Genomic DNA, 18275 nt, shown 5'->3' on the forward strand with positions numbered 1-18275 from the left:
GCTGCGGCGAGCGGGGCGCGAACGGGGGCAGGAACGACGACGCCCGGCCCCGCCGCAGCGGGAGCCGGGCGCCGCAGGATCACCCGAGGAGGACGACGTGCGTGCCGGCCTCCAGATCCACACGATCCGTCGCGCCGTCCCCGTGCACGTGCAACGTGGTCGGCCCGTCGGTGGTCACCTGAAGCCGCACCTCGGAACCGGGTTCGAACCCGGCGGCCGCCAGGTCGACGTCCGCGGTGGCGACGTTGACGAGCGCGAGGTCGAGCACATCGCTCGCGGGGACGCTGCCCGCCGGGTGGCGGTCCAGCACCCGGATCTCGGTCGGGAACCCGTCGAACACCGCGCTGTCGGTGGTCACCACCGGCTCGGTCGCCACGAGGTCGAGTGCGCCGGAGTGGGCCTCGACACGACTCCACCGGGCCGCGGCGTCGCGCGCGGCGAGTCCGTCGACCCAGTACGCGCTGTCGATCGCGATCCCCAGATCGGGACGGTTCTCCCGCGGATCCCACCGGAACGCGATCGTGCCGGGCGAGGTGGCGAGCTGCGCCTCAGCGACGTGCTGGGCGTACTCGCGCCATCCGAGCCATCCGAAGTGCCCGTGCGTCGCACCGCCGTAGTAGTGCGCGCGGTGTTCCACACCGGCGGCCTCGAGCGCCGACGCCCAGGTGCGCGTGTTGCCCTCGGCGATGTCGGCGGTCCCGGCATCCAGGAACACGCTCATCGCCGCGAGGTTCTCCACGCGGGCGCTGTCGTCGGCGCCGTCGCGGATTCCGGCGGCGTGCATGTACCCGGCACCGGAGACGATGCCGACGCCGGCGAAGACGTCGGGATGGTTGGTCGCGAAGCGCGTCGCGCCGACACCGCCCATCGAGTGCCCGGCGATCGTGGTGCGGCTGCCATCGAGCGAGTAGACGCCGGCGACCCGGTTCCACGACTCCCACACGTCCAGCTCCGCCTCATTGACGTACCAGGTGCCGTCGCCGCGGGCGAGCGGAGAGAGGCAGACCGACCCGCGGTCCTCGCAGACAGGGCCGAACAGGTGATCCTCCCGCGAACCCCGGAACCCGTTGTGGTTGCTGCCACCGCCATGGAGCAGGATCGTCAGCGCTGCCGGCTCGGACGGATCGTACGTCGTCGGCACGTAGACCAGGTACGGCTGCACCTGCCCGTACACCCGCGGCGCCGTGGTGGGCGGCTGGCCCGTCGGCTGGCGGGTGTCGGGGTGCAGACCGGGACCGAGATCGACGGACGAGACGTACCACCGGGTGGAGAAGCCTTCGGGCGACGGATGCTGCTCCACCGTGCCGCGCGCGAGCTCGCGCCAGTCCACCTCGAGCGCGAACGGCGACATGTCTCCGTCGGCGAGCGCCGCGCTCTGCGCGCCGTTGTTCCACGCCGTCGCCCGCGCAGGGCCGGCGGCCCGCATGTCCTCCTGTTCGGCGCTGCGGAACGCGGCGTTGTAGACGCGCATGTCATCGCGCTCCGGTGCGGCGGCGAAGCCCGTGCCGGTGGCATCCGCGATCCCCGTCGCCAGGCGGACCGTGAACACTCCGTTGACGCGCAGCGCCGCCCGCGGCACCTCGGCGACGAACGACTTCGCGTCGACGTCGACGTCGACGCGCGCGCCGTGCCGGGTCAGCTCGCGCCGGCTGCCGTCCGCGTCCTCGAGCCACACTCCGGCGGCCGACACGATGAGGAACGCGTCGCTGCCGGGGGAGGTGACGCCGGCGTCGCCTGGCCACGTCGAGGTGCCGGTCCGCTCGTCGGCGTCGGTGTCGAGCGCCCACACGGCGATCGGCAGCTCCGGATCGGCGAGAGTGGTCCAGTCGACGCGCCAGTACGAGCGGTCGCCGCGCACGCCGATTCCGGCTCGGAAGACGTCCGCGCCGTTCGCGTGCGCCGCCGCGTCGGCGTAGGTGAGCGAGCCGTCGCCCACATCGTCGAACAGCCAGTCCGTCCAGAGCAGGGCGCCGCCGTCGTACCTGCTTGTCCCGGAGGTGCGGGAGAAGTCATCGGAGAACGGCCACGCCGCGGGCGTGGCGAGGACGGGCTCCTCCGTGAACGCGGCGGGAGGCGCGGCCGCCGGGATCTCCGGCGGCGCGCCGTCGCTCGGATCCGCCGAGCCCGCCGCGCTCGCGGGCGGCGCGGCGATGAGCGTGGTGACGAGACCGAACCCGGCCATCAGGGCGGCGGCACGCACCGAGGTACGACGAGACGCCTTCGTGTCCGGTCTCATCGGTTGAACCGATCGGGGTGGAAGGCGAGGAAACGCGCATCGCCGAGGTCGAGCGCGTCCGCCGCACGGTTCAGCTGCACGGAGTTCGCGCTGCCCCAGCGTCCGGTGTCGAGGCGGTCCAGCAGCAGCTCTGTCGCCGCCACGGTCTCGGCCGCGGTGAAGTTGCAGTGACCGGCGGATGCGACGTAGGTCTGCCGCAGCAGCGAGGCGTTGCCCGCGTGGGTGACCCGCTCCTCGTACTCCTGCTGCTGCGCGACGGTCGAGATCTGGTCGCCGACGTTGTTCAAGGTCACGGTGGGCACGCTGATGCGGCCCGTGAACTCGTACGAGGCGGCGAATCGCTCGACCGCGTCCGGGTCGGCCTCGACGCGCTCGCCGGCGTTGACCGCCGCGAGGTCCTCGTCCAGCGACAGTCCGGCGGCGTCGTAGAGCTCGGCGACCACGCGACGCGACTCGGGGGAGGCCTTTCGCAGCTGCTCGACGTAGTCGATGCCGGTGTTCCAGGACGGCATGCCGCCGAACACGATGGTGCTCGTGTGGCGGCTGCTCATCGCCTGACCGATGTAGGGCAGCGGGTCTCCGGCCAGCGCGCCGTACCAGGCCGCCTGGTAGGCATCGCGGTCTCGCGGGTCCGGATCGGCGATCGCCTGCGACCAGGCCGGCAGCTGCCCGATCGCGGCGGCGAGGGCGATGCGGGCGCGCCCCTCCGGGGTCTGCTGCGCCTCGGCGAGCCGCGCGAACCAGGCGTTGCGCGCTCCCTCGATGTCGGCCGGCACGTCCTCGACGGGCAGGGTCCCCTCGGGGTCGAGCAGCTCCGACAGGACGAACACGGTGTCCAGCTTCTGATTCCACTGCGACACGGTGCCCGACAGGCCGCCGCACGCAGCCAGCACCCCGTCGATGCGATCGGGGTGCAGCTCGCCGGTCGCGGCGGCGATCATGCCGCCCATCGAGTTGCCCATCGCGATGGCGCGATCCGGCTCTCCCACCGCCGCGGTGAACGCGTCGAGCGCCTCGATCTGGTTGTCGACCGCGTCACCGAGGTTCCAGCCGGTGACATTGCGCGTCGTGCCGCCGTACGCGTACCCGCGGTCGATCAGCTCGTTCTGCGCCGCCGACGGTGAGCCGCCCGCGAAGTCCAGGTTGACGAACACGGTCCCGTTCCAGTCGGCGGGGACGACGAACCGGTAGGCCGTCGAGTCCGACAACCGGCCCGAGACGATCGTGTCGGGTTCCTCGGCCGCGACCGCCGGGGCGGCTGTCGCCGTGAGCGCCAGTGCCGCTGCGGCGGCGATCATGGCGCGGGTCGTCCGGTGTGCATCAGGCATCTGCAGTGCTCCCTCATCCAACGTCATCGTTGATCCGGCCCCTCGGCCGGCCTGTGCGGAAGCCTGCCCGCGTCGGGGCAGAATGTCAACCAAATTGATACTCTGGTCGCGATGGCCGCCTATCGTGGTTGAAATTGATAGTTGAAAATCTCAACCATCAACTTTTATGATGTTATTTGCGCGTCACGAGACGCCGCTCCTCCTGCACAACGATGTGGAGTTCCCATGCGTACCAGCACTGTCGCCTTCGTCCCCCTGCTCGCCGTCGCCCTTCTCGCGGGCTGCTCGGCGTCGCCCGCCTCCGAGCCCGCTCCGGGTGACGACGCGGCCGCCGCCGAGGCGCCCCTGTACGACCAGCTTCCCGATGCCATCAAGGACGCCGGGGTCATCAAGATCGCCGGTGACACGCACCCGCCCTACCGCACGATCGAGGAGGGCGGCGAGATCACGGGGATCGATCCCGACCTCCAGGCCGTGCTGTCGGAGCAGCTCGGCGTGCCGTTCGAGATCATCACGTCGTCCGGCTTGGACGCGATGCTCACCGGCATGCTCTCGGGCCGCTTCGACGCCTTCAACGGCCCGGTGCGCACGACACCGGAGCGGGAGGCGGAGTTCGATGCGGTGGTCTGGATGACGACCCGCACGTCCTACGTCTTCCTCGAAGAGCGCGCGGGCGAGCTGGACGACCCTGAGGCCCTGTGCGGCTCGCGCGTGGCGGGTGTGACGGGATCCGTCACCGAGAGCCAGCTCGCGCGGTACAACGAGTGGTGCGCGGCCGAGGGTCTCGATCCCGCCGAGTTCATCGGCCTCGAAGACAGCAATGCGACGTTCCTGGCGGTGAACTCGGACCGCGCCGACTACGCCGGCACGACGCAGTCCGCCGCGATCGACCTGCAGTCGTCGGACCCGGACCGCTACGGCTACCTGATCCAGTCGGACGAGCAGGGCGCAGGCGTCGACCAGCTCGCGATGTTCATGCCGAAGGGCAACGGGCTGGCCGAGCCGATGCTCGCGGCGTTCGAGGCGATCTTCGAGAACGGCGAGTACGACCGCATCATGTCCGAATGGGGCATCGAGGATGCCGCCGTCGAGGCGCCTGTGCTGAACCCCATGACGAGCGAGTGAGACAGCCATGACCGATCTCACGACGCAGCCGGTGCGCAATCCGTCCGCGGACCGCACGGTGGACGTCGCCGACGCCCGGCGTCGCATCCATCCCTGGCGGGTTGCGGTGGGCGCCCTGCTCGCCCTGGTCACCGCGCAGATCGTCATCTTCCTGGTGACGAACGAGCGGTTCGACTGGCCCGTCGTCGCGGAGTACCTGTTCAACCCGACAGTCCTGATGGGGCTCGGCATGTCCATCATGCTCACCATCGTGGGCATGGTGCTGGGCTCGATCCTGGGCACGGCCCTCGCCGCGGGCCAGCTCAGCGACTTCGCACCGCTGCGGTGGGCGTGCATCGTCTTCGTCGGCGTCTTCCGCGGGGTCCCGCCGCTGGTGCAGCTGATCTTCTGGTACAACCTCGCCTACCTCGTGCCGCGCCTGGCGGTCGGCGTCCCGTTCGGGCCGGAGCTCCTGAGCTGGCCGACGAACGACCTGATCACCCCGCTCACCGCCGCGATCATCGGCCTGTCCCTCCACGAGGCCGCGTACATGGCCGAGATCATCCGGGCCGGCATCCTCTCGGTCGACTCGGGGCAGCGCGACGCCGCCGCGGCGATGGGCTTCAGCCGCTGGCACTCCTTCACGCGGGTCGTGCTGCCGCAGGCGATGCGCGTGATCATCCCGCCGACCGGGTCCCAGGTGATCGCGCTGATGAAGGGCACCTCCCTCGTCAGCGTCATCGCGATGGGCGACCTGCTGCATTCCGTGCAGGTGATCTACAACCGGACGTACGAGGTGGTGCCGATGCTGATCGTCGCGGTCATCTGGTACCTGGTCGTCGTGACCGCGCTCACGCTCGTGCAGCGACGGGTGGAGCGGCATTTCAGCAAGGGCATGTCGCGGGCCGCGGTCGCGCGGCGCACGGTCGAGCGAACGGAGGCGACGGCATGACCGCGCAGGGAAAGGATCTGACGCCGGTGCTCCAGGTCGTCGGGCTGCGCAAGTCGTACGGCGATCACCTCGCCCTGTCCGGCGTCGATCTGGAGGTGCATGCCCGCGAGGTCGTCGCAGTGCTCGGGCCTTCGGGGTCCGGCAAGTCGACGCTCGTCCGCTGCATCGACCAGCTCGAGTCGATCGAGGGCGGAGCGATCTATCTGGACGGCCGGCTGCTCGGGTACGAGCGCCACCGCGACGGCATCCGTCCGCTGACCGACACGGAGGTGCAGCGGCAGCGGCGTCGCATGGGGATGGTGTTCCAGCAGTTCAACCTGTTCCCGCACTGGACGGTGCTCCGCAACATCACCGAAGCGCCCGTGAAGGTGCACGGGGTGCCGCCGGCGGAGGCGAAGCAGCGTGCCATGGAGCTCCTCGCCCGCGTCGGGCTCGCCGACAAGGCCGATGCGCACCCGCGTCAGCTCTCGGGCGGTCAGCAGCAGCGCGTCGCGATCGCCAGGGCCGTCGCGACGAATCCCCGCATCCTCCTCTTCGACGAGCCCACCAGCTCGCTGGACCCCGAGCTCGTCGACGAGGTGCTGCAGGTGATGAAGGACCTCGCCGAGGCGGGCATGACGATGATCGTCGTCACGCATGAGCTGGAGTTCGCCCGGCACGTCGCCGACCGATGCGTGTTCATGGCCGACGGCCAGGTGATCGAGGACCGGCCGTCCGCCGACTTCTTCGACCGCCCGGAGTCCACGCGGCTGCGCACGTTCCTCACCCGCACGTCCGCGGCGCCGGCGGGCGGGGTCGCGTGATCACGATCCACGCGGTCGGCGACCTCGTGCTCGAGCGCGACGACGCGCGGGACCTCCTGGCCGCCGTCGCGGACACCCTGCGCTCAGCCGACCTCGTGATCGGGCAGCTCGAGATCCCGCACGTGGCGTCGGCCGAGGCAGCGGTCGTGCAGACCACCGACGTCCCGGCGCTCCCGGGGCCGCCGTCAGCGCTGGATGCCCTGGCCGAGGCCGGATTCGGCATCCTGACTCTCGCGGGCAATCACGTGTACGACTTCGGGCCCGAGGGGATGCGCGAGACCGTCGGGCACTGCGAGGCGCGCGGCATGCGGACCGTGGGCATCGGCGAGACGATCGACGAGGCGTTCGAGCCGGTGATCGCCGACGTCGACGGCACGCGAATCGCAGTGGTGAGCGTGAACTGCGTCGGCCCCCGCGAGAGCAGGGCGACGACGCTCAAGCCGGGGGCCGCCCACGTGGACGTCGTGACCCACTACGAGCCGCGGAACGCGAACCCCGGCGGACCGCCGCGGATCGACACGTTCGTCGAGCCCGCGAGCCTTCGTCGGTTCATCGCGGCGGTGACGGATGCCGCCACCCGCGCCGACATCGTGGTCGTGGCCCTCCACAAGGGCCTGGTGCACGTCCCCGTCGAGATCGCCGCCTACGAGACGGAGATCGCGCACGCGGCCGTCGACGCGGGCGCGACGGCCGTCGTGGGGCACCATGCCCACATCTTCAAGGGCGTAGAGATGTATTGCGGGCGTCCGATCTTCCACGGGCTCGGGAACTTCGCCACCGTGACCAGGGCGCTCTCGGCGATGTCGGGCGATGCGCCGGAGCGGGAGGCGTGGGCGCGGGAGCGACGGCGGATCTTCGGCTTCGAGCCGGACCCCGCGATGCCCGACTACCCGTTCCACCCCGACAGCCGCAACACCGCGATCGCCGTCCTCACCATCGAGGGCGACCGTGTCGAGGCCGGCCTCATCCCCTGCTGGATCGACGACGACGCCCGCCCGGTGCCCGTCGGGCGGTCGGCACGAGGCGACGACGTCGCGGCATACCTGCAACGCATCACGAGCGAGGCCGGGTTCACCACAGAACTCGCGTGGGCCGGCGACCGGCTCCTCGCGCGGACGAAGGAAGACTGACATGAGCACCACCGGCGGCCCGCTCGCGGGCAAGACCGTGATCGATCTGACCACCGCCCTGGCCGGGCCCTACGCGACGCTGCTGCTCGCGAGCCTCGGAGCGCGGGTGATCAAGGTGGAGAACCCGACACGCGGCGGCGACTCCTCGAGGAACAACTCGCCGTACGTCACCGCGGACGGCCTGCAGATGCGCCGGTCCGGACCGGACGACATGTCGGTGTCGATGATGTCGCGGGGGCGGGGCAAGGAGAGCATCACGCTCAACCTCAAGCACCCCGAGAGTCGGAGCGTCTTCTTCGACCTCGTGCGCAACGCCGACATCGTCGTGGAGAACTACAGCGCCGGGGTGACCAGGCGACTGGGCATCGACTACGCCGCCGTCCAGCAGGTGAATCGCCGCATCGTCTACACGTCCATCAGCGGCTTCGGCGCGCAGGGCGTCTCGGGCGACGGCAAGGCGATGGACACCATCATCCAGGCGCTCAGCGGGGTCATGATGACCGCCGGCGAGCCGGGCGATGCGCCCATCCGCTTCGGCCTGCCCATCGGAGACCTCGTCGCACCGCTCTTCGCGGTGATCGGCACGCTCGCCGCCGTCATGGACGCCGAGGCCACGGGTGAGGGTCAGCACGTCGACGTGTCGATGCTGGGCAGCCTCACCTCGCTGGTCGCCTGCGAGCCGTTCGACGCGCTCGAGTCGGTGGGGTTCCCGCTGCGGACGGGATCCGTCGTGCCCCGGCTCGCACCCTTCGGCACGTTCCAGTCCGCAGACGGCTGGTTCGCGATCTGCGCCCCGACCGACCAGTTCGCCGAAGGGACCCTCGCGGCCATGGGCAGCCCCGACCTCGTCGACGATCCGCGTTTCGCCTCGCGGGATGCCCGCGTCGCCCACGCCGACGAGCTCCACGGGATGATCTCGGAGTGGGCGGCGGGGCGATCGTCGGCCGAGGTGCTCTCCGCGCTCGAGCGCAACGGGGTGCCGGCGGCCCCCGTGCGCGACACGGCGACCGCCGTCCGTGACGACATCGTGACCAGCCGTCGCGAGGTCGTCCCGCTCGTCCATCCGCGGTTCGGGCACTTCGAGGGCCTGTACGGCAGCGGACTTCCGGTGGTCTTCTCCCGCAGCTCCGCCGACCTGTCCCGCCCCGCCCCGGCGCTCGGCGAGCACACCGCCGACGTCCTCGGCGGGCTGCTCGGATACGACGACGCGCGCGTGGAGGCCCTGCGACGGGACGGAGTGCTGTGACCAGCGCTCGCCGCGTGGTGGTCGGGATCGTCGGGAACGACGTTCCGCGGCAGGTCGTGCTCGCGGCCGGTGCGCTCCCGCACCGGCTCACCGGCTCGTGGGAGGGAGCCGTCGATCCGGCAGCCGCGCAGCTGCTCGGCGCGGCGGACGCACCCGCCGCGCGCATCCTCACCGAGCTCGTCGCGGGGCGCTCCGGCTGCGACGCGCTCATCGTGTGCGCCGACAGCCAGGCGCACGTGCGGCTGTTCTACGTGGTGCGCTCGATCCTGCCGGAGCTGCCGCTGCACCTCGTGGACCTGCCGCGCGCCGGATCCGCCGCGGCCCGGCGATTCGCCCGCGTGCAGTTCGACGATCTCGCCGCATTCCTGGGCGGCCTTACCGGCCGGGCGCCCGATGCGTCGACCCTCGCCGACGCCGGGCGGGAGGAGCGGGAGCTGGGGCATGCGATCCAGCGGCTGCGCGACCGCCGCCATGCCGTCCCCTCGCGGTGCCACGGCGCCGTCGCGCTCGAAGCCCTCATCGCGTCGGCACGGCTGTCCCCGTCCGAGGCGATCGCGCGGATCGACGCGGCGCGGTCGGACGTCGTCGCTTCAGCGCTCCGCGTGCACGTCACGGGATCGAGTCATCCGGATGCCGCGCTCTACCGCGTGCTCGAGGAGCACGGGTGCGTCGTGGTGAGCGAGGACCACGACACCGGTGACGGGGCATGGCTCGGGGCGGCCGTCGACGCGGCGGATCGGGACGGGATGCTGGACGCCCTGGTGGACCTCCACTTCGACCGCGTCGGTGCGTCGCCCACTGCCTCCAGCGCGGCTCGGGCGCAACTCACCCGCGATGCCACGGTGACCGCGGAGGCACAGGCCGTCATCGCTCTCATCCGCGAACTGGACGAGGCCCCGGCGTGGGACCTCGCAGACCAGGAGCGGCTGCTCGCCGAGATCGGTGTTCCGATCCTCACCCGCACCCGCGTGCGACCGGGGGACGAGTCGGAGACCGCGCGCGAACTGGCGACGCAGGCCTCGAGTCGGGCGGTCTCGGCATGAGTGCACGGCTCCTCACCCCCGAGAGGCTCCCGAGCGCCGCGGCGGCGACCGCCTACCAGCGGGAGTGGTTCGCCGGCCTCGCCGGGAGGGTCCGCGACGGCGAGCCGCTCGCCCTGGCCAACGCCGATGCGCCACACGAGGTGCTGCGGGCGCTCGATGTGCACTACGTGGTCAACCAGTGGTGGTCGTCCATCATCTCGGCGAAGCGGGCGGGTCCGGCAAGCCTGCAGGCCATCGGCGCCGCCGGGCTTCCGGATTACAGCCGCCAATACGACGCGCTGCCGCTCGGCGCGCAGAACCTGCCGGCGCAGGACGCGCCATGGGGCGGACTGCCCGAGCCGCGGTTCGCGATCGCCGAGCGCGGCGGGGATGTCACGCACAAGATCTTCGAGCAGTGGGGCCGGCGGCCGCAGACCGAGACCTTCCTGCTGTCGCGCACGGCGGCCGTCCCGGCACCCGAGGGCTGGTGGGACATCGTCGCGCACCGCTGGGAGGAGGTGTTCGGGCGGCCCCGCATCGATCTGCTCCAGGGTGAGATCGAGAACCTCATCACGTGGCTCGAGCCTCGGCTCGGGCGACGGCTGGACCGTGCACGCCTGGGTGAGGTGATGGGACTCGCCAATGAGCAGGCCGAGTGGAACCGGCGGACCCGGGACCTGCTCGCGTCGGCGCGCCCGCTCCCGGTCGCGGTGACGGACATCATCCCCAGCGTCATGGTGCCGCAGTGGCATCGGGGGACCCGGTGGGCGGTCGAGGCGGCGCGGCGACTCCACGACGACGTCGCCCAGCGCATCGACGACGGCGCCGCGGTGGCGCCTCGTGAGCGGCGCCGGCTGATGTGGATCGGGCGCGGGCTGTGGTCGGACCTCGAGATGTACCGGTCGTTCCAGGAAGAGTTCGACGCTGTCTTCGTGTGGTCGATGTATCTCGCGATCGCCGCCGACGGCTACGTGCGGTACGGAGACGACCCGGTGCGGGCCCTCGCCGCCCGCTTCGTCGGGCTGACCGATCTCCTCTACGTGCCCCCGATGTCGTCGTCCTGGTACGTGAAGGAGGCCGTGTCCCACGGGGTCGACGGGGTCGTGCACCTCGTGGCCGACGACACCCCGGGAGGAGCCCTGATCTCGGCAGCACTGGAGGAACGCGGCATCCCCGTCCTCGAGATCCGGGGGAGCAACGCCGACGACCGGTCGACCGCCGATGTGCGCGACCGCATCGCGCGGTTCCTGCGCGACCGCGTGCCGGCGAGCGCGTGAGGCGGTGATCCGCGGGGGAGTGTTCGAGCCGTTCGCGAACCGGCGCTTCTCGCTCTACTTCGGCGGGCAGGTCGTCTCGAACACCGGGACGTGGTTCCAGAATCTCGCGCTCTCGCTCGTGATCCTCGAGGCGACCGGAAGCGCCCGCGCCCTCAGCGGCGTGACCGTCGCGCAGTTCCTGCCGCTGCTGCTGCTCAGCGTGCCGGCCGGCCGGGTGGCCGATCGCGTGCGGCCCCGGACGATCCTCCTGATCACGTCGCTGCTGTCCGCGGTCATCGTCACGGGTCTCGGAGTGGCGACGCTCGCCCCGGATGCTCCTGTCGGGGTGCTCTACGCGCTGATCGCGGCGCTCGGCGCGGTGCACGCCTTCGATCGCATCGCGGCGCAGGCGATCATCTTCGAGCTGGTCGGGCCGGGCGAGCTCAGCCGAGCGGTCTCACTGAGCACCATCGCGCTCGCCTCGGCCCGGTCGATCGGCCCGGGGCTCGCGGGTGTCGTGTTCCAGGTGGCGGGGCCGACCGTGTGCATGCTCGTCAACGCCCTGTCGTTCCTGCTGGTCTTCCTCTCGATCGCCGTGATCCGCCCCGAGCAGCTGCATCGTCGTGCGAGCCGGCCCCGAGCCGCGGACCGGCGGTACCGTGTGCGCGAGGACCGGCCCCTCGTCACGTTGCTCATCGTGAATGCGGTCGTCGCGCTCCTCGCCCTCAACCTGATGCTGACGCTGACGTCCACCGTCGCCCTCACCTTCGGCGGCGATGCGACCGCCGTCGGAGTCGCGCACACGCTGAACGCCGTCGGTGCGATCCTGGGCGGTGTGCTGGCCGCGTCGCGCGCGAGCGTGTCGGTGCGCTCGCTCATCGCCGCCTGCGCCGGACTCGGACTCTCCCTCCTCGCGACAGCCCTGGCGCCGGCGCTGCCGGTCTTCCTCGCGCTCGGACCGCTGCTGGGACTCGGCGTGGGGTACTACCACGGCGTCCTCAACGCCGCGGCGCAGGTGAGCGTGCCGCCCGAGCAGATCGGCCGCACGATGTCGCTGGTGACGCTCGGGAACTACGGCGTGGTGCCGTTCGGCGCCCTGCTGATGGGCTGGGTGATCGATGAGCGCGGCGGACCGGCGGCGCTCGCGATCGGCGGGACTGCCGCGCTTGCCTGCGCGGTCTTCGTGCGAGCCCGGCTCGGTCCTAGGCGCTCGTCCTGACAGCCGGTCAGGCAGGCGTCATGCCGACTCCGCTGCTCGGACGGCGACGACGGGCGACCGCCTCGGCCTCGGCGTCCTTGTCGCCGAAGTAGCCACCTGCGAGGGCGTCGGCGGCGCGGTCGAGGATCTCTGCCAGCGTCTCACCGAGATCGGGCCCGATCGCCGCCGCCAGCCGGTCCTCTCGCTCCCGCATCTCCCGCTCGCACTCGGCGAGCCGCGCCCATCCGCTCTCGCTGAGGCGCACCAGCCGGACGCGCCGGTTCGTCGGATGATCGACCTTCTCGATGAGCCCGGACGACAGGAGCTCCGCGGAGACGACATGGGCCGCTTGCGAGCTCACGAACGTGCGCCGGGCGATCTGGGCGTTGGAAAGCGGCATGCCCTCTCCGAGCACCTGCATGATCAGCAGCTGCGAGAGTGTGATGCCCTGCGCGAGCGCAGTGTTCTCCGCCGCGCGGTTCAGTGCGCGCGCCAGGCGATAGGCGGTGTAGTTGAGCCGATCGGTCGCGGCAGTCCCGCGAGGGTCTCGACTGATGTCCGGCACACGTCCAGCTTACGGATCGCTTCGCATCGAGTCGCAGCACCGGGCGCCGCCGTTCCCGCCTGTTCGTCCGGCCCGCCGGGCCCGGCGCCGGTGTCCGCGGCTCCTCGTAGAGTGCGCGCATGGCGGAGCGCGTGGAGCTGTGGTGGGCGAGGCGCCAGTTCTCGAAGGGCCTCGACGTGCCGTACCCGGTGGGGACGTACCGCACGGAATGGGCGGCCTACCCCGCGCTGATCCGGCAGTACCACCCCGAGCTCAACGCGGGCATCACGCTGACGCAGGTCCCGCCCGCGGCCGACGTGCTGCTGCTGTGGGAGTGCGAGGCGGGGCACCGGTTCGCCGCCACGCCCGCCGAGCAGCGTGCACGTCCCGGACGCGAGCGGCGCCGGTCGGCGTGGTGCCCGGACTGCTCCACCCTCGCCCGGCCGCCGCGCATCATCCCTGCCGCGACCCCCGCGCGCCCGCCTCGGCGCAAGCGGGAGCGGGCGCTCTGCCCGAAGACGCCCGACCTGCCGGTGGGGGAGCCGTTCGCCAGCGCATGCGCCCCGAAGCCGGCGTCCGCGGTCGAGGCGCGGCTGCGCGCCGACGTCTTCTCACGACTCTCTGTATCCCAGGGAATGAACGCCATCCGCGCCGCCCGGCCGTTCTTCGACCATCTCGAGGTGTGGCCCGACATCCTCCTGCCCGAACTGCGCGTGGCCATCGAGTACGACACCGTGGGCAGGCACGGCCTGGAGCACGTCGGCGGGCGCGAAGACGCCGATCGCCGCAAGGATCGCGTGGTCCGCGCCTCCGGCTGGGAGGTCGTGCGCATCCGCACCGGCAAGCTCGAGCCGCTCGGCCCGCACGACCTGCAGCTGGCGGCCTGGTCGCGGCGTGGACTCGATCCGCTCATCGACACGTTGCGCGGCATCCGCGGCAGCCTCCTCGTCGACGCGTATCTCGTCTGAGAGCGAGATCACGGGGCCCGGCGCGTCACCGGCTCCGCTGGAGGCACCCGGAACACCAGGAACGTCGTGACCGCGAGGATCAGGATGCCGACCGACTCCACGATCACCGTCTCGGGGACCAGCATGAAGTCCCACTCCTGCGTGATGCCGAAGAGCCCCACGGTCAGTGCGAGAACCAGCGCGAGCAGGGTGGCGATCAGGAACAGCAGGCTGAGGACGGTCGTGAGCTGCAGAAGCCGGCCGCGCAGCGCGAGCATCCCGATCGCCAGGACCAGCCCGGCGACGAAGTTGAGGATGAACAGCACGCCGAGGATGCCGCCCACCCCGTTGAGCGCGAGGTAGAGGTGGATCCCGCCGGCGGCGACGAGCGCGAGGGCGCTCAGGATGCGCATGACCCACAGCACGCGCAGACCGGTCTGGCTCATCGTCCTACCCGCTCTCTTCCGGAGGCGACGCGGTGGCGGCCCTCTCCAGGGACACGATTTCGCGGCGCGCCGGGTTCATCCGGACGAGCCAGACGACGTCGCGGCCGAACGACTCGAGCATGAGCGCCAGTGCCGTCACGACGACGAGGACGTTCGCCCCGAGAGGCAGCAGCTGCGACGCCACGGCCGCGAGGGCGATGCCGCTCGCTGCCGTCACCACCTTGCGCCAGTACCTCGGGGGCAGCGTCGCGCGCATGAAAGGCAGGGCCCAGCCCGCGGCGACGAAGCCGTACCGCAGCAGCCCGATGATCAGCACCCACCAGCCGACGAACGGTGCGACGTACACGCTCAGCACGAGCAGAAGGAACGCGTCGACCTCCATGTCGAAGCGCGCACCCAGCTCGCTCTCGCTGCCGGTGCGCCGGGCGACGTAGCCGTCCACGCCGTCCAGAACGAGAGCCACCGCCACGATCGACACGAACAGGGCAGCGGATGCCTCGCCCCAGAACGACGCGACCACCATCGCGGTCACCACTCCGACGAGCATCGACCGCGTCGCGGTGACGGCGTTGGCCGCCCCGAACCGCTCGGCTCGGCGGCGGCGCAGCGCCACGGTCAGCAGCAGCGTGGACACGACGAGGTAGCCGATGCCCGCTGCCCATGCCGGCGGCGGGAGAGGGACGACGACGCCGACCGGGACGAGCAGCACGCAGCCGCCCACGGCCCACCACCACGGCGTCCACTGAACTTTTCGCATCCGCTCCCCGTGTTCCCATCATGGCGGTCACCGGGAACACGACGAAGACACCCGCCGCGGTTCACCGGGAGGAGCGGGATGCTGCGACCGCCTGGTGGACGGTGGCTCCGGGCTCGGGGGAATTCCGGCCGGCGCCGCTGCCTCCGCGGTCGGACGGCGAGGCGTCGGTGCGTACCTTGTGGACCGGGGTCAGCCGGGGCACCGAGTCGCTCGTCGCGCGAGGACAGGTCCCGGTCAGCGAGCGGGAGCGCATGCGCGCCCCGTTCCAGGAGGGCGACTTCCCGTTCCCCGTGAAGTACGGCTACCTCAACGTCGGTGTCGTGGAGGACGGCCCCCCGGACGTGCGCGGGCGGACGGTGTTCGCGCTGTACCCGCATCAGTCGCGGTTCGTCGTACCCGCCGAGGCCGTGGCGGTCGTCCCGGAAGGCGTGCCGGCCCGTCGTGCGGTGCTCGCAGGTGCGGTCGAGACGGCGGTCAACGTGCTGTGGGATGCCCGGGCGCTCGTCGGTGACCGCATCGTGGTCGTCGGCGCCGGCATGATCGGCGGCGCGATCGCGCGCGTGGCGCGCGGCATCCCGGGCGCCGACGTCACCGTCGTCGATGTCGACGAGTCCAAGCGATCGGTGGCCGATGCGCTCGGGGTTCGCTTCGCGCCGGCGGAGGGTCCGATCGGCGAGGCCGATGTGGTCATCGAGTCCAGCGGCAGCGCCGAAGGGCTTCAGCTCGCCCTGCGCGCGGCACCCGCCGACGGGGAGGTGGTGGTCGCCAGCTGGTTCGGCGACCGGCCCGTGCCGTTGGAGCTGGGGGCCGACTTCCACTCGCGGCGCCTGGCGATCCGCTCCAGCCAGGTCGGGGCCGTCGCGTCGAGCAGGCGATCGCGGCGCACGACACGGGATCGCCTAGCGCTCGCCCTCCGCCTGCTGCAAGACCCTGCCTTCGACGCGCTGCTGGGTGCAAGCTCCTCGTGGAGACAGTTCCCCGAGGTCGTGGCCGCGCTCGCGGACGGCACGGCGGGAGGGCTCTGTCACACCTTCGATTGGAGTGCGGCATGAGCTTCAGCGTCACCGTTCGCGATCACCTCATGGTCGCGCACAGTCTGCGGGGCGAGGTGTTCGGCCCCGCCCAGAGCCTGCACGGGGCGACGTTCCTCGTCGACGCGACGTTCCGGGCCGCCGAGCTCGACGACGACGGCGTCGTGGTCGACATGGGGCGGGCGGCCGAGGCGGTGCGTGAGATCGTCGCATCGCTCAACTACCGCAACCTCGACGACGAGCCCGACCTGCAGGGCGTCAACACGACGACGGAGCGCCTCTGCCAGATCATCGGCGACCGCCTCGCGGGGCGGGCGCGCGACGGCGCGCTGGGCGAGACGGCGCTGACCGGCATCACGGTGACGCTCCACGAGTCGCACGTGGCCTGGGCCTCGTACGAGGTGACGGTGTGACACGACCCGGCATCGTGTTCATCGTCCCCGCAGGGATCGATGACCCGGGCCGGGTCAGCGGCGGGAACGTCTACGACCAGCACGTGCGCGACGGCCTGCGCCGCCGCGGGTGGGCGGTGACGACGGTGGAGGCATCCGACGGTGCCGCTGTCGCGTCCGCCCTGCGGACAGCCGACGACGGTGCGCTCGTGCTGGTCGACGGTCTGGCCGCGTGCTGGGCGCCGGCGGAGGTCGAGGCGTCGTCGCCGCGGGTGCGGCTCGTGCTCCTCATGCACATGGTGGCGGCGGTGTTCCCCGACGCCGACATCGACACCGTCGCGGCGGAGCGGCGTGCGGCGCAGGGCGCTCGCCGCGTCATCGCGACCAGCCGCTGGACGGCCGACCAGCTCGTGAACCGAGGGCTCTCGACGCGTGATCGCGTCACCGTCGCGGCGCCCGGGGTCGCGGCGGCGGAGGTGAGCGTCCCCGACGGTGACGACCGGTTCCTCTGCGTGGGGGTGCTTGCGCCGCACAAGGGTCAGGACACCCTGCTGGCAGCCCTCGCCCGCCTGCGCGAAGCCGACTGGTCGTGTGCGATCGTCGGGTCCGCCGAGCCGTACCCGCGATTCGCCTCGCGGATCCAGCGGGAGGCGCAGGCGCTCGGCGGCCGCGTCACGCTCACCGGAGTGCTCACAGGCGACGAGCTCGCCGAGATGTACCGGCGCAGCGCCGTGCTCGTCGCGCCGTCGCGCGTCGAGAGCGCGGGCATGGCCGTGGGCGAGGCGCGAGGCCGCGGGCTTCCCGTCGTCGCCGCGGCGACGGGCGGCATCCCCGACACCGTCGCCGGCGGCGGCGCGGTCCTGGTCCGGCCCGGCGACGCCGTCGAGCTGGCCGCCGCCCTGCACGCGTGGATGAGCGATCCGGGCCTTCGCGCGCGGCTGCGCCGCGAGGCGCTCGCCGCGCGGGACGCGCTGCCGCGATGGGACGACACGATCGAGAGCGTCGCCGCCGCCCTGGAGTCGGCATGAGCTCCATCTCGACGGCGACGGCCGAATGGCTCGCGCTGCGCGCCCGTGCCGACGACGCCGCCCGCTCCGCCGAGCTGGCGCGCGAGCTGGCCCGGTTGGTCGGACCGGGACCCGTGGACGTGCACGACCTCGGCGCGGGAACCGGCGCCATGGCGCGCTGGCTCGCGCCGCTGCTTCCCGGTCCGCAGCGCTGGACCCTGCGCGACGGTGACGCGGGGATCCTCGCGCACGCGGACCTCCGGTCGGTCGCCGACCGAGACGGGCGTCCGATCGCCGCGGAATGGGTGGTGGAGGATCTGGCGGAGCTGCCGCGCGACGCGTTCCACGGGGCGTCGGCGGTGACGGCATCCGCTCTCCTCGACGTCATCACGGAGCAGGAAGCCGCGCACATCGTGGCCGCGTGCACCGCCGCGGACGTGCCGGCGCTGTTCAGCCTCAGCGTGACCGGGGAGGCCGCGCTGCGGCCCCGCGCGGGTGGCGACGCGGCGCTGGAGCGTGCGATCGGCGCGTCATTCGACGCCCATCAGCGGCGCGATGCGGACGGGCGGCGCATGCTCGGCCCCGACGCGGTGCGCGTCGTCGCGGAGCGTTTCGCCGCAGCCGACTGGCGCATCAGGACGATGCCGACGCCGTGGCGACTGGGCGCTCACGACCGCGCCCTGGCCGCCGCGTGGCTCGACGGCTGGGTCGACGCGGCGATCGAGCAGCGTCCCGACCTCGCGGGCCCGGCCGGGGAGCTGCGTCGCCGGCGCCGCGCGCAGGCCGACGCCGGCGATCTCCGGGTCGTCGTGGGGCACGAGGATCTGCTCGCATGGCCGGGCTGAGTGCGGCTCCCCGGGCCGGCGGAACCGGCCT

The 18275-nt window shown here is 72.1% G+C and carries 18 protein-coding genes; 13 read left to right on the forward strand and 5 right to left on the reverse strand.

Annotated elements, in window-relative coordinates:
• Positions 1-79: 79 nt before the first annotated feature.
• Both ACZBH1_RS10665 and ACZBH1_RS10670 read right to left on the reverse strand, forming a co-directional pair.
• Positions 80-2236, reverse strand: coding sequence for an alpha/beta hydrolase-fold protein (locus ACZBH1_RS10665; protein WP_463646361.1), 2157 nt, complete (start codon positions 2234-2236; stop codon positions 80-82).
• Positions 2233-3564 (reverse strand): alpha/beta fold hydrolase, encoded by a 1332-nt coding sequence (locus tag ACZBH1_RS10670; protein ID WP_336394820.1) that lies wholly within the window; start codon positions 3562-3564, stop codon positions 2233-2235. Before ACZBH1_RS10670 ends, ACZBH1_RS10665 begins: the two co-directional genes overlap by 4 nt.
• Positions 3565-3789: 225 nt before the next feature.
• On the opposite strand from ACZBH1_RS10670, the gene ACZBH1_RS10675 reads away from it, so the two are divergent.
• From ACZBH1_RS10675 to ACZBH1_RS10710, 8 genes are read left to right on the forward strand one after another with little or no spacing between them, the layout of a single operon-like run.
• Positions 3790-4689 carry a transporter substrate-binding domain-containing protein gene (locus ACZBH1_RS10675; protein WP_336394821.1) on the forward strand — a complete coding sequence of 300 codons (900 nt, stop codon included), beginning with the start codon at positions 3790-3792 and terminating at the stop codon, positions 4687-4689.
• A 7-nt stretch (positions 4690-4696) separates the two neighbouring features.
• Complete coding sequence (locus ACZBH1_RS10680) at positions 4697-5620, forward strand: amino acid ABC transporter permease (RefSeq protein WP_452324645.1); 924 nt, start codon at positions 4697-4699, stop codon at positions 5618-5620.
• On the forward strand, positions 5617-6423 hold the full coding sequence (locus ACZBH1_RS10685; protein WP_378883454.1) for an amino acid ABC transporter ATP-binding protein: 807 nt from the start codon (positions 5617-5619) through the stop codon (positions 6421-6423). The genes ACZBH1_RS10680 and ACZBH1_RS10685 overlap by 4 nt, the downstream gene beginning before the upstream one ends.
• Positions 6420-7553, forward strand: coding sequence for a CapA family protein (locus ACZBH1_RS10690; protein ID WP_463646362.1), 1134 nt, complete (start codon positions 6420-6422; stop codon positions 7551-7553). The genes ACZBH1_RS10685 and ACZBH1_RS10690 overlap by 4 nt, the downstream gene beginning before the upstream one ends.
• 1 nt (position 7554) lies before the next feature.
• On the forward strand, positions 7555-8799 hold the full coding sequence (locus tag ACZBH1_RS10695) for a CaiB/BaiF CoA transferase family protein (RefSeq protein ID WP_336394825.1): 1245 nt from the start codon (positions 7555-7557) through the stop codon (positions 8797-8799).
• Entirely contained in the window at positions 8796-9842 is a 1047-nt protein-coding gene (locus ACZBH1_RS10700) for a 2-hydroxyacyl-CoA dehydratase (protein ID WP_463646363.1), read from the forward strand. The genes ACZBH1_RS10695 and ACZBH1_RS10700 overlap by 4 nt, the downstream gene beginning before the upstream one ends.
• A complete protein-coding gene (locus tag ACZBH1_RS10705) occupies positions 9839-11098 on the forward strand; it encodes a 2-hydroxyacyl-CoA dehydratase (RefSeq protein WP_336394827.1) in 1260 nt (419 codons plus the stop codon). Before ACZBH1_RS10700 ends, ACZBH1_RS10705 begins: the two co-directional genes overlap by 4 nt.
• 4 nt (positions 11099-11102) lie before the next feature.
• Entirely contained in the window at positions 11103-12296 is a 1194-nt protein-coding gene (locus ACZBH1_RS10710; protein WP_336394828.1) for an MFS transporter, read from the forward strand.
• A gap of 7 nt (positions 12297-12303) precedes the next feature.
• Here ACZBH1_RS10710 and ACZBH1_RS10715 read toward each other — a convergent pair whose 3' ends face one another.
• Positions 12304-12840, reverse strand: coding sequence for a MarR family winged helix-turn-helix transcriptional regulator (locus ACZBH1_RS10715; RefSeq protein ID WP_336394829.1), 537 nt, complete (start codon positions 12838-12840; stop codon positions 12304-12306).
• Positions 12841-12959: 119 nt separating this feature from the next.
• Between ACZBH1_RS10715 and ACZBH1_RS10720 the strand changes: the two genes are divergently transcribed.
• Positions 12960-13787 (forward strand): zinc-ribbon domain-containing protein, encoded by an 828-nt coding sequence (locus tag ACZBH1_RS10720; RefSeq protein WP_463646364.1) that lies wholly within the window; start codon positions 12960-12962, stop codon positions 13785-13787.
• Between the two features lie 8 nt (positions 13788-13795).
• Here ACZBH1_RS10720 and ACZBH1_RS10725 read toward each other — a convergent pair whose 3' ends face one another.
• On the reverse strand, positions 13796-14212 hold the full coding sequence (locus tag ACZBH1_RS10725; protein ID WP_463646365.1) for a hypothetical protein: 417 nt from the start codon (positions 14210-14212) through the stop codon (positions 13796-13798).
• Between the two features lie 4 nt (positions 14213-14216).
• Positions 14217-14969, reverse strand: coding sequence for a CDP-alcohol phosphatidyltransferase family protein (locus tag ACZBH1_RS10730; RefSeq protein ID WP_336394832.1), 753 nt, complete (start codon positions 14967-14969; stop codon positions 14217-14219).
• Between the two features lie 167 nt (positions 14970-15136).
• On the opposite strand from ACZBH1_RS10730, the gene ACZBH1_RS10735 reads away from it, so the two are divergent.
• Genes ACZBH1_RS10735 through ACZBH1_RS10750 form a run of 4 tightly spaced genes read left to right on the forward strand, consistent with a single transcriptional unit; the run spans position 15137 to position 18244 of the window.
• On the forward strand, positions 15137-16021 hold the full coding sequence (locus ACZBH1_RS10735) for a zinc-dependent alcohol dehydrogenase (RefSeq protein ID WP_463646366.1): 885 nt from the start codon (positions 15137-15139) through the stop codon (positions 16019-16021).
• Positions 16018-16413 (forward strand): 6-pyruvoyl trahydropterin synthase family protein, encoded by a 396-nt coding sequence (locus ACZBH1_RS10740; RefSeq protein WP_463646367.1) that lies wholly within the window; start codon positions 16018-16020, stop codon positions 16411-16413. Before ACZBH1_RS10735 ends, ACZBH1_RS10740 begins: the two co-directional genes overlap by 4 nt.
• Positions 16410-17420, forward strand: coding sequence for a glycosyltransferase family 4 protein (locus ACZBH1_RS10745; RefSeq protein WP_463646368.1), 1011 nt, complete (start codon positions 16410-16412; stop codon positions 17418-17420). The genes ACZBH1_RS10740 and ACZBH1_RS10745 overlap by 4 nt, the downstream gene beginning before the upstream one ends.
• Complete coding sequence (locus ACZBH1_RS10750; protein ID WP_463646369.1) at positions 17417-18244, forward strand: small ribosomal subunit Rsm22 family protein; 828 nt, start codon at positions 17417-17419, stop codon at positions 18242-18244. Before ACZBH1_RS10745 ends, ACZBH1_RS10750 begins: the two co-directional genes overlap by 4 nt.
• Positions 18245-18275: the final 31 nt, after the last annotated feature.

Source organism: Microbacterium sp. ZXT2-5, from assembly GCF_055329545.1.